The 12,333-nt window shown below is 61.0% G+C and carries 8 protein-coding genes; 1 reads left to right on the forward strand and 7 read right to left on the reverse strand.

Annotation, left to right across the window (positions count from 1 at the left end):
* Positions 1 to 32 precede the first annotated feature (32 nt).
* The 7 genes from GGR30_RS23535 to GGR30_RS08960 form a co-directional block, all read right to left on the reverse strand.
* The gene (locus tag GGR30_RS23535; RefSeq protein ID WP_183485130.1) at positions 33 to 1,529 is read right to left on the reverse strand and encodes a PAS domain S-box protein; all 1,497 of its coding nucleotides are present in this window, start codon (positions 1,527 to 1,529) and stop codon (positions 33 to 35) included.
* 125 nt (positions 1,530 to 1,654) lie between these two features.
* Positions 1,655 to 3,856 (reverse strand): EAL domain-containing protein, encoded by a 2,202-nt coding sequence (locus GGR30_RS08935; RefSeq protein WP_183485134.1) that lies wholly within the window; start codon positions 3,854 to 3,856, stop codon positions 1,655 to 1,657.
* Positions 3,853 to 5,745, reverse strand: coding sequence for a sensor histidine kinase (locus GGR30_RS08940; protein WP_183485137.1), 1,893 nt, complete (start codon positions 5,743 to 5,745; stop codon positions 3,853 to 3,855). The genes GGR30_RS08935 and GGR30_RS08940 overlap by 4 nt, the downstream gene beginning before the upstream one ends.
* Before the next feature lie 426 nt (positions 5,746 to 6,171).
* A complete protein-coding gene (locus GGR30_RS08945) occupies positions 6,172 to 6,933 on the reverse strand; it encodes a phosphatase PAP2 family protein (protein WP_183485140.1) in 762 nt (253 codons plus the stop codon).
* A 139-nt stretch (positions 6,934 to 7,072) separates the two neighbouring features.
* Positions 7,073 to 8,188, reverse strand: coding sequence for a 3-isopropylmalate dehydrogenase (gene leuB, locus GGR30_RS08950; protein ID WP_183485143.1), 1,116 nt, complete (start codon positions 8,186 to 8,188; stop codon positions 7,073 to 7,075).
* Between the two features lie 165 nt (positions 8,189 to 8,353).
* Positions 8,354 to 9,334: a polysaccharide deacetylase family protein gene (locus tag GGR30_RS08955; protein WP_183485147.1), complete on the reverse strand. Its 981-nt coding sequence runs from the start codon at positions 9,332 to 9,334 to the stop codon at positions 8,354 to 8,356.
* A 167-nt stretch (positions 9,335 to 9,501) separates the two neighbouring features.
* On the reverse strand, positions 9,502 to 10,770 hold the full coding sequence (locus tag GGR30_RS08960; RefSeq protein ID WP_183485150.1) for a glycerate kinase type-2 family protein: 1,269 nt from the start codon (positions 10,768 to 10,770) through the stop codon (positions 9,502 to 9,504).
* A gap of 223 nt (positions 10,771 to 10,993) precedes the next feature.
* Between GGR30_RS08960 and GGR30_RS08965 the strand changes: the two genes are divergently transcribed.
* Positions 10,994 to 12,331 (forward strand): glycosyltransferase family 4 protein, encoded by a 1,338-nt coding sequence (locus GGR30_RS08965; protein ID WP_183485153.1) that lies wholly within the window; start codon positions 10,994 to 10,996, stop codon positions 12,329 to 12,331.
* Positions 12,332 to 12,333 lie beyond the last annotated feature (2 nt).

Genomic DNA, 12,333 nt, shown 5'->3' on the forward strand with positions numbered 1-12,333 from the left:
GGGGCCTTTCTTGTTCTAGCCCTACCGGTCCCTCAGTCTGACTTCCCGTCCGCCTCGTCCCAGTCATCGCTTCGCACGAGCCTGTCGGGATCATCAGGCAGATCGGCCACGATCGTATAGATCACGCCCGTCGGCCGGTATTCGATTTTCGCCGTTCCATCCATGGAATGGGCTACGATTTCCTCGATCATGCGGGACCCGAAGCCGCGTTTCTTCGGCGGTTCGACCGGTGGGCCACCCATCTCGCTCCAGTGGAAATGCAGCGTGCGGTGGCCGTTCTTGACGATTTCCCAATGGATCGTCACAGAGCCGCCGGGCTCCGACAGCGCGCCGTATTTGGTGGCGTTGGTCGCCAGTTCGTAGAGCGCCAGCGATAACGCGGAAACAGCCTGTTCGTTAAGGATGACGCGCGGTCCGCCGACCCTGATATCAGCGCCCTTGAACGGCTCCATCACGTCGCTGACAAGCGTCCTCAATTCGGCCGAGTTCCAGCCCTCCTTGGTCAACAGGTCCTGCGCCGTCGACATCGCCCGGATACGGCCGAAGGCGATGTTCTGCGCTTCGTCCAGGGTCTTCGCCGATTTGAGCGATTGGGCGAAGATGGATTGCGCGATCGCCAGCGAATTCTTGACCCGATGATTGAGCTCACGGGCAAGAAGCTTCCTGTGCTCCTCCGCTTCCTTGCGCTCGGTGATGTCCTGGGTGATGCCGCTGATGAACTGGTTGCCGCCGGGCGTGCCGGAAAGCTGGCCGCGCGCCTCCAGCCAGCGCAGCTCGCCTTTCGGCGTGCGGACCCGATAGACCAGATGGAGATCCTCCTCGCCGCGGATCGTGCGTTCCAGCCCCTTGCTCCAGGCTTCGAAATCCGCCGGATCGACAGCCTTGCGGGCATCCTCGAAATTCAGCCTGTCGGCCGGCGCGAGGCCGTAATTGGCCTTGGCCTGGGCAGAGGTGATCAGCCGCTTTGTCCCGAGTTCGAGCGTCCACGAACCCATCTTGGCAGCCTCCAGAATGAAGCGCAGCCGGTTTTCGGATGCCCTCAGGTCATGGATGCGCTGCTCGATCTGCTCTTCGAGTTCCTCCTGCGAGACGTGCATTTCGGCGATCCGGCGCCGCTCCGGCGTGACATCGAATTGCGAGGCGAAGAAATAGATGAGCTTGCCGTCGCTATCAAAGACCGGCGAGATCAGCACGCGGTTCCAGAAGCTCGAGCCGTCCTTGCGATAGTTGAGCAGGTCGATCTCGATCGATTCCTGCCGCGCAATCGCGTCGCGCACTTTTGTCACATCGTCGGAATTTGTGCCCGTGCCCTGCAGGAACCGGCAATTCTGCCCCAGAATCTCGTCCCGTCCATAACCCGTCAGCCGAAGAAAGGCGTCATTGGCGAAAACGACCGGGTTGTCGGGCTCACTCGGATCGGTGATCAGCATTGGCATGCGCGTGGTGCGCACTGCTGCGGCAAAAGGATCATTTGAGGCGGCGACACGATGCAGCTCGTGCTCGATCCGGGCTTCGTCTGGTTGGTTCATCGACTGCTTCTGATACGGAAAAGACGGGTGTTCACCGCACCATAGCCGCAAGGTCACCATGCCGCTATTATTTTTAATGGTAAGGAAAATTTTCCTTGCGCCATGGTTTCGCAAGAGGAGCGATCTCACCCTCCGCCGGATCGCGCGATCAGTCCGAAGCGCTGCGAGAAGCGGTCCATCGACATCGGCCTGCCGAACAGGAAACCCTGCCCCCTGCCGCAGCCGGTCTTGAGTAGAGCCTGGCGCTGTTCCTCGGTCTCGATCCCTTCCGCTATGCATTCGACCCCGAGCTTCTCGGCCATGGCGATGATGACCGAGCACAGGCTTCGCCCGGCTGTTTCCCCCGTCAGGTCGCGCACGAAACTGCGGTCGACCTTGACCGTGCTGATCGGCAGCGCGTTCAGGTGGCCAAAAGAGGAATAGCCCGTGCCGAAATCGTCAAGCGATATCCGGAAGCCGCGCCGGAACAGAAGCTCGACCTGGCGAATAGCGATGCGCCCATGCATGGCGATCGCCTCGGTGACCTCGAATTCCAGCATGTGACGATCAAGCCCCAGCGCATCGACCCGCCGACAGAGCCACATGGCGAAGCCCGGCACATTGAGATCCGCCATGGAAAGGTTGACCGCGATCGGAAGCGGCGTTCCGTCCGCGTTCGCATAAAGCTGGGACCAGTCGGCAACCTGACGCAAAACGAAGGCGGTCAGCGCGCGCGTCATGCCCGTGCGCTCGGCAATGGGGATGAACTCGGCGGGCGAAATCGCCTCCTCGTCCAGCGTCCAGCGCAGCAAGGCCTCCGCGCCATACATCCGCCCGCTTTCGAGCTCGACCTTCGGCTGCAGCATGAGCGAAAAACCCCTGCCCGTTTCCACGCTCGCCTTCAGCGCATCCTGCAACATGTTGCGCCGCTCCCAGGCCCGTCGTTCCGCCTTGCCGTAGACCACATGAGCGCCATCCTCGACGCTGCGGATATGGATCAGTGCAGCCGTGGCAACGCTGATTGCGCGCGAGCGGTCCTCCGGCAGGTCATCCATCGGGATCATCACCGATGTCGGGCGCGGGGCGAGCTCGATACCGTCGATGAGATAGACCTGGTCAAGCACCCGCGACAGACTTCGGGTCGAAAGCTGGCATTCCGGGTCGACGATGCCGAACGCCCCTTCCGCGATCAGCGCGATCGTGCACTTGCCCTGGCAGAGATGGCTGAGACGCGCATAGGCTTCCTGCATGACCTTGTTGGCAACCGGACTGCCGAACGAGGCCACCATGTTCTGGTAGTCGCAGACATAGACCTTGACGATGTAGCCCACGCGCGAACCGTCGAGCGCCGCGCCAAGTGCGTGTTCGAAGGAATTGAGGTTCGGCAGGTCGAGGAAGGCATCCCGGAATGCAAGGCGATCCAGCGCCTCGATCAGAGTGAGATTGCGAAACCCGACGGCAATATTGCTGGAGAAAAGCCTCAGCAGATCAAGCTCCGGATGGCCAACAGGCCGGTCGGTCTCCAGGGCTGCAAACAGATGGCCATCGTCGCCATTGTCGACATAAAGGCCCAGATAGTTCTCGGCAAAGACCGGATCCTCACTTTCCTGAGCGTTCGCGAAAAGGGCCTTCATCTCGTCCCCGACATCTGGAAGCGGCTTGAGGCCAAGGCTCGAAAACCGGCCGATTCCGGCGACGACACGCATTGCGCCGGTTTTCCTGTCGCGCGCGCAGACCAGCCCGTTGGGCTCGACCCCGATCAGGGCGGCGATCTGGATAAGCACCCCTTCGGCAAACATTTCGAGATTGCTGCGCCTGAAAAGCTGGCGCGCGCTTTTGACGATCAGCTCCAACCCCTCGCGGCTGCGCGACATGGCGCGAATGCCGTCATAGGCGCGGATGGAGGTGGTCAGCAGCGATATCAGCCGCGTCCGGCTCAACTCATCCTTGGTATGATAGCCGTCGATCTCATAGTCAGTGACAACCGAGAGTTCGGGCGCATAGCCGGGATATCCGGTGCGCAACACCACGCGCATGTCGGAAAATCCCATGTCACGCAGCGCCTTGACCAGGCTCAGCCCCGCGTCATCGGCCTCCATGACCACATCGATCATCGAAACAGCGATATCGTCATGCTCTCCAACCTTCGCGATGGCCTCGCTTGCCGAATGCGCACATACGGTCTCGAGCGGCCGCCCGAAGATGACCACCCCCTTGAGCGCATATTCAGTGGCGGCATGCACGTCCGGATTGTCGTCTACCACCAGGATTTTCCACGGCCGGGCGGAAACAGAGGCATCATCGGCCGGCCCGTCGTCGTAAAGTTCGAGCTCCAGATCATCATTCATGGCCCGTGCTCCTTCATCTGATAGGCATTCTCCTCAGCACCCGAGAGCGGCGAGACGATCGGAAACACAAGCGTTATCCGCGTGCCCGCGCCCGGCGCACTGTCGACTGCGACGTCACCGCCAAGCATGCCGGTGACGATGTTGTGGACGATGACGAGGCCGAGACCGCTGCCGCCCTTTCCGAACGAGGTGGAAAAGAAGGGATCAAAGATTCTGTCCCGATCTTCAGGAGCGATACCGCAACCATCATCGGCAATCGTGATCGCCACGTTGCGCCGGTCGGGTTGTGCTGCCGACACTGTCACCGTGCCCGGCGCGCCATCCGGGAAGGCATGAAGCCGGGCATTGATCACGAGATTGGACACCGCCTGGCCCAGCGGCCCCGGGTAGCTGTGAAGCCTGACCTCGACCATCGTTCCCGCCAGAAGAGATACATTGCCCTTTGAAAACTGGGGCTGGAGAAGGGCAATCGTGTCGCGCAGGTAGTTGTCGAGCGCGAAACGCCTGCGGCGGTCGCTCGCCTGATCGACAGCGATCTGTTTGAAATTACGAATGATTTCGGACGCCCCCTCAAGCGCCTCCCGAGTCATTTCCGTGCCTTGGCGAATATCGTCCAGAGCCTTGGCAAGGGCATTACGGCCGATCCGCCCCTCCTCAAGCGCCTGTTGCAGGCCTTCCGCCCGCCGGTCGATCGTCGTCGCAACCATCATTGCATTGCCGATGGGTGTATTGAGCTCGTGGGAGACGCCGGCCACCAGCCCGCCAAGGCCTGCAAGACGGTCGACGCGGACCATACGCCGCTCCACCGCCTGAACCCTTTCCTCCGCGGCCCTGCGATAGGCGACAAGTCGCGCGCCGACCGCGGCGAAAGCGGCCGAGCCGGCAAAGAGAACGATGAAACCGGGGATGTTGTCCGCCGAAAGGAAGGGGGCGGCCCTTGGATAGTTGATCAGCAGGTACCAAGGCGTATCCGCGGTTTCGACATGATCGAAGCCTGCCTCGTCTTCGACCGCCTCGCCGATCGGCATGCGATCGAAGACGAATTCCTGCCCCTTCTCCGAATACGTCGTTCCCGCCGTCATCTCCGCCCAAAGGCGCGGCTCGCGCGCGGCGAGCGTGTCGTTATTGCCGAACATGAAGCCCCAGCGATCGCGACTCGGAACACCGCCCATCCAGTATCCGTCCACGTTCAGCAACTGGATGCGCCGGGCGAGCGGTGAGGCCAGAAGGTCGAGTTTCACCAGCAAGCTCGAGGCGTCGATATTGATTATCAGAACGCCGCGGCGGTCGTCCTCGGCGGCAAACACCGGTGTCGCAAGCCGTAGCACTGGCTTCCACGGCTCCTCGATCACACCCTCTTCGACGTTGAGATCGAGTGGCGAGAGATAAAGCGCTCCATCCGGCAGGCGATTGGCTGCTTCGAAATAATAGCGCTCGGACTTGTCCTGCAGGTCGGGCCGGGCGACCGGGACCACCGCGCCGCCGATGCGGTCAATGCGGATCTGCTCCATGCCGTCTGAAGCAATATAGCGCAATTGGGCGATATCAGGTTTGGCGCGCACCCAGGCGTCGAAATCCTGCAACAAGGCGTCGGCCTGGACCTGCCCCGCAAGGCGCCCCTGAAAGGCGTAGCTGTCCTTGATGACGTGAAGATACTGCGCATAGTCAGCAATGAAGCCGCTCACCCAGATGTCGGCAAGCCTCAAGGCGGCCTCTGAGCGCAGGCGCTCGCGTTGGGCCTGCAAACGCTGCTCGACGGAATGCGAAACATACCAGATAAGCAGAACGACACAGAAGGCACCGGCGAAAAGCGCCAGCATCACCCGCCACTCGAGCGCGGTTGGCGGACGGACGACCTTGCCACTGAACCTTTGTAGGATGCGTCGCATTTCATGAACCTGTGCGCTGCATGGACCGCCAATGAATAATTCAGCCTTCAATAATAAATGTATCGCCCAATTCGCGATTTTGTAGCTACCACACGTTGTATTTTCAAATTTTTATAATAAATTTTCGGCTTAACTAAATACTCCTGCAAAGGTACCTACTATTTAATTATCCAATCAGGATTTAATATTTATTTACCCTCCGTGATCCTCTTCGCATATGCGAGAAACGCACCCATTCAATCTATTGGTGATTATCTATTCATAAATAGTCGAATTTTATTGAGTGAAGCCGCTGCGACGACCGGGCGATGAAAAAAGCGCGCGCCCGTTGCCCCCGCACAATCAAGATCTTGCGGAGGATCGGACGCAGGCACGACTGACTGCACGGAAGACGCGGGGCCGGTCTCAGGCAGGCCGCTCCGGGGCTCAGCCCCTTCGTTCGGGAAGCCCTTTTTCGGGAATCAGGAACAGAAGACGATAGCGGGCGAAGACCACGGCGACGAACACCGCAACCCAGGCGCCATAGAACAGTCCGGTCGAGATGTCGCTCGGATAGTGCGCGCCGACGGCGACGCGGGCATAGGCAAAGAAGATGGCAAGGCTTGCGAAAACCGGGCCCGCTCGGGGGAAAAGCAGTGCCAATGTGGCAAAGACCGCGCCGGACGTCGTGGCATGGCCCGAAGGAAAGCTTGCATAGTCATAAGCCCATCCGCCCAATCTGAAATGCAGGTCGCCGACGCTGTCGAAGAGAGAGGGACGCGCCCGGCCGATCAGCCGCTTCACCACATTGACGGTGGCGCTGGCAAGGGCCACGCTGGCAAACACGTAAGAGGCCTGATGCGCGACATGGACGGCGCGGCATCTCACCGCAACCCTGTCAGCGCCGGCAAGGACCGCGAGCGCTGCGAGCGTCACCGCCCCGCTCGCCATCAGGATCCATGGCGCGGTGGTCACGTCCGTCAACCGCACCGCAACATCCTGAAAGGACGGCGACATGGCATCGCGGGCGGAAGCCACCGGACCATCAAGCGCGGCAAGAGAAAGCAGGGCCATGGTTGCGGCGGGAAGCAGGAACCAGGGCCAGCGGGTCGCCGAAAGGGAAAACGGCTTTCGCGCCGGTTTCCGTTTCCAGAACAGACGAAGCCTCGTGCGGCCGGTTGCGGGAAGAGACTGATGCTTTTCTGTCATCCGCTTCCATCTAGGGCGTCAGTTGGAAAAGTGGATGTTTTTTTCGCTGCCCGGTTTCCCGCGCAGCAAAAGGAGCTGCAAGGCCTGAGCCCGATCGGCTGGAGGCGCCGGTCCAATGCCGGCGCCGCACACGGACCGCTCAGGCGGCAAGCTTCGTTGAAAGGGCGGCAAGCACCGCGTCGCCCATGCCCGCCGTTCCGACCTTCTTGCAGCCTTCGGCCATGATATCGCCTGTGCGATAGCCTTCCTCCAGAACATCGGCAATCGCAGCTTCCAGCGCCTCGGCCTCGGCGATCATGTTGAAGGAATAACGCAGGCACATGGCAAAGGAAGCGATCATGGCCAGCGGATTGGCGATGCCCTTGCCGGCGATATCCGGAGCGGAGCCATGGACCGGCTCGTACATCGCCTTGCGCTTGCCGGTCTCCGAGTCCTCTGCGCCGAGCGAGGCAGAAGGCAGCATGCCCAGAGAACCGGTCAGCATGGCGGCAACGTCGGAAAGCATGTCGCCGAAGAGGTTGTCGGTGACGATCACGTCGAACTGTTTCGGCGCGCGCACAAGCTGCATGCCGCCGGCATCGGCCAGCATGTGGGAAAGCTTCACATCGGAAAACTTCTCGTCATGCACGCGGGTCACGACCTGGTTCCAGAACAGGCCCGACTTCATCACATTGCGCTTTTCCATCGAGCAGACGCGGTTGTCGCGGGTGCGGGCCAGTTCGAAGGCAACCGAGGCGATGCGCTCGATCTCGTAGGTATCGTAGACCTGCGTGTCGATGGCGCGCTGCTGGCCGTTGTCGAGATCGATGATCTCCTTCGGCTCGCCGAAATAGACGCCACCGGTCAGTTCGCGCACGATCAGGATATCGAGACCCTCGACCAGTTCGGGCTTCAGCGAAGACGACGCGGCAAGGGCGGAATAGCAGATTGCCGGCCGCAGATTGGCAAAGAGCTGCATATCCTTGCGCAGGCGTAGAAGACCCGCTTCCGGGCGCACCTCATAGGGGACGTTGTCCCATTTGGGGCCGCCGACAGCCGCAAGAATGACAGCATCAGCCGCCATGGCGCGCGCCATGTCGTCATCGGAAATCGCCACGCCGTGCGCGTCATAGGCCGAACCGCCAACCAGGCCCTTTTCGACCGTAAAGCCGGCGTCGGCCTTCTCGTTCATGAACGCGATGATTTTCTCGAGTTCTGCGGTGATTTCCGGACCGATGCCGTCTCCGGGCAGAAGGAAGAGTTTACGCTGGCTCAAGGATGCCTCCCGTGTTGCTGAAACCCGCGCGCCGCCCGCTTTGGCCCGGGCAGCGCTTCAATGGCGGGCCGATCACGATCGCATCCGCCGCAATGGCGAGGTTCTAGACCGCATGGGGCCCGTTTTCAAGCCGCTTCGGCCGCCTGCGGTACGCCCCGATGGCCTCTATTCGGACGCGCGCGATAGCCTGGCCATCAGCGTCTCCGGCTTCTCCTCGGGCGGCTTCCCGTATTTAACGGTCACCACCTTGTATCCCTCGGTTTCCAGCCGGTCCAGAAGCGGAACGATGGCACGGGCGGTGCGCCCCTGCAGGTCATGCATCAAGACGATGCCGCCGCCGCGTTTGGCAAGGCCCGTCATGATCCGGTTGACCAGAACGGAGGTCGAGGCCTCCTCGTAATCCCGCGAGTCGATATCGATGCCGACGGGGATCATGCCGCGCGATTGCAGGGCCTTGTCGAGGCTCGTGGTCTCGGCAAGATAGGGGAAACGGAAGAAATGCGGCTTGACGCCGGTCGCCTTCTCGACTGCGTGCGCGCCGCGATCAATATTCGCGACAGCATTCGAGAGCGACAGCGCCGGAAGGTGCGGATGCGAATAGGTGTGTGTGCCGATGGTCTGCCCGCTTTCAACCACCTGTTCGGCGATCTGCGGATGGTAATGCGCCATTTCGCCGACCATGAAGAACAGGCCCTTCACGCCGCGTTCCTCAAGCGCCTGAAGGACAGCCGGCGTCTTGCCCGGAACCGGACCATCATCAAAGGTCAGCACGACCTCCCCGGGCGCAAGCGTGATATCGCGCGTCTCGTCGAGATAGATCGTGCGGCCGGCAAGCGGAAAATCCTTCACCGGACCGTTCGCGACAAGGCGGATGGTGCGCTTGACGCTTTCCGCATCCGCGCCTGCAACGATCCGTGAATGGATCGAACTGATCTTGACCGGAGCCTCCTCGGACGAAGTATTGCGGTCGATTGAACCCGTCATCATCACCTCGATGGCCGCGGGACTGCCTGAACCGGCCTCCGCAGGCTTTTCAGTCGCCACAAGCGCCGTCTGCAATGTCGTTGTATCACGTTGTCCGGTGGATGCGCACGAGGCGAGCGCAAGAACGCCAAGGCCGAAAAGGCCGTTCAGCAGACGGTGCATTGGTAATCCAGTTCAGCCAGAGACCTGATGAAACGAGACCGGCGAATCCCGCCGGCCGCGTCTTCATCAAAAAATGTGGCAATATGGTTACCAGCAGGTAAATAAGCGCTCGTCCAGGAACGTTTAAGTTGCAAAATCCGCCAACCCCGAATGCCGGAACCCGCGGATCAGAGAATGAGGATAGCCCTGAAATCATTGACATTGGTGAGGGTCGGCCCGGTGATCACCTGATCGCCGAGGGCTTCGAAAAATCCATGGCCATCATTATTCTCAAGCAACGCCCGGGCGTCGATACCCGCCTCGCGCGCCCTTTTGAGCGTGTCGGGGGTAATGACGGCGCCGGCAATTTCCTCGCGCCCGTCCACGCCATCCGTATCGCCGGAAAGCGCATGGACGCCGTCAAGCCCGTTGAGATGGACGGCGAGCGACAGCAGGAACTCGACATTGCGACCGCCGCGGCCGTCGCCCTTGACGGTCACGCTCGTTTCCCCGCCGGAAAGCACGAGCGCGGGACGGGCAACGGGAATACCGTGATGACGGATCGCCTCGGCGATGCCCGCATGCACGACGCCGACCTCGCTCGCCTCCCCCTCAATCGTATCACCGAGAACAAGGACATTGAGTCCGGCCGCCCGCGCCTTGTCAGCCGCAGCCTCCAGGGACATCAGCGGCGTGGCGATGATGTGGTTCTCGGTGCGCGCCAGACGTGAATCGTCGGGCGTCACGCATTCAGCGAGCGGCGAATCGAGATGCTGCGCCACATGGTCCGGCAGGTCGATACGATACCGTCTGATGATTGCCTTGGCGTCTTCGGCCGTTGTCGTTTCGCCGACGGTCGGCCCCGATGCGATGATCGCCGGGTCGTCTCCCGGCACATCGGAAATCAGGAGCGTGTGGCAGCGCGCCGGATGGATCGCGGCGGCGAGGCGCCCCCCCTTGATTGCCGAGAGATGCTTGCGCACGCAGTTGACCTCGTCGATCGACGCGCCGCAGCGCAGAAGCGCCTTGTTGACCGAAATCTTGTCTTGAAGGGTAAGCCCTTGCGGCGGCAGCGAGAGCAGCGCCGAGCCGCCGCCCGAGATCAGCACGATCACGAGATCGTCCTCGCTCAGGTCCGATACGGCTTCCAGAATGCGTCTGGCCGCCCGTTCGCCCGCCTCGTCCGGCACGGGGTGGGAGGCGGAGAGGATTTCGATCTTCTCGCAAGGCGCTTCATGACCGTAGCGGGTGACCACCACGCCTTCGAGAGGCCCCAGCCAGCAGGCCTCGAGCGCCTCGGCCATACGGGCAGAGCCCTTGCCGGCGCCGACGACCACGGTCCGGCCCTTTGGCGGCTCGGGCAGATATTTCGAAACTTGCTCCATTGGATCGGCGGCTGCCACAGCGACATCGAAAAGTGACCGCAGGAAGCTTCCGGGCTCGTCATCAAATTGCATGGTTTGTCCTGTAGGATGTGCAGTATGGTTCAAATCTTCCACATTCAGCCGGGCTTCTCAAGTTTCTTCGGAACCATTGCGCGACTGATGCGTTAAATTAACGCGGGGCGTGCGCCCGGCAGTTTCTTTCGCCTGGAGATTTCACTTCAGTCGGCCATCATGTCTGATACTGAAACCGACCGCTGCGCGATGTCGCCCGACGTATTGCAAGGAAGGATCCATTATGGCTCACATAAACGAGTCCGATAAATTTCCCAGTATCGCTCTTGTTTCCACCCACGGCTATGTTGCAGCCGATCCTCCACTCGGCGCTGCCGATACCGGCGGCCAGGTTGTCTATATCCTCGAGCTTTCGAAAAAACTCGCCCAGCTCGGCTTTTCCGTCGACATTTATACGCGCCGCTTCGAGGATCAGCCGGAAATCGACGAGGTGGATGAGCGCGTCCGTGTGGTGCGCATTCCCTGCGGCGGCAAGGACTTCATTCCCAAGGAATATCTCTACAAGCATCTTCTGGAATGGAGCGAGAACGCGCTGCGCTACATGCGCGAGCATGATCTGAGCTATAATTTCATCAATTCGCACTATTGGGACGCCGGCTATGCCGGGCTGAGGCTCGCCGAGGCGCTGTCCATCCCCCACCTCCACACGCCGCATTCGCTGGGTCTGTGGAAGAAACGGACGATGGAAACCGACTACCCGGACCAGAAGGAACAGTTCGAGAAGGACTTCAACTTCACCGAACGGATCAAGCACGAAAACAAGATTTACCGGGCCTGTGACAGCGTGATCGCCACGACGCCTGTGCAATTGGACATGCTGGTCGATGATTATGGTATCCGCGAGGACCGCGTCTACATGATCCCGCCGGGCTATGACGACAACCGCTTCTTCCCGGTTTCGGCAGCGACGCGCAACATGCTGCGCGAGCAGTTCGGCTTCAAGGGCAAGACGGTGCTGTCACTTGGCAGGCTCGCCACCAACAAGGGTTACGATCTCCTGATCGAGGCCTTTTCGGTCATGGCAGAGCGCGTTCCCGACGCCGAACTTCACCTTGCCGTTGGCGGCGAGGACATGGACGAGCTGGAGACCCGGATCCTCAACGAGCTGAAGGACCAGGTCAAAACGCTGGGTCTTGAGGATAAGGTCCATTTCTCCGGCTATGTCTCGGACGAGGCGCTCCCCGACATTTACCGGGCCGCCGACATGTTCGTATTGTCGAGCCGTTACGAACCCTTCGGCATGACGGCGATCGAGGCCATGGCATCGGGCACGCCGACCGTCGTGACGACCAATGGCGGTCTCTACCGCGCGATTTCCTTCGGCCGTCATGCACTGTTTGCCGATACGTTCGACAAATACGACCTCGGCATCATGATGATGAAGCCGTTCAAGCATCAGCGGCTCTATAACCGCCTCGCCCGCATGGGCGCCCACAAGGCCCGCAGCCTGTTCACCTGGACGGGCATCGCCCAGCAATTGATCTCGCTCGTGGAAGGCCGGCCGATGCGCCAGTCGCTCACCGACAGCGACTGGGCCGAACCCTGGAATGACGGCGACTGAGC

Source organism: Martelella radicis (assembly GCF_014196625.1).
GTDB lineage: Bacteria > Pseudomonadota > Alphaproteobacteria > Rhizobiales > Rhizobiaceae > Martelella > Martelella radicis.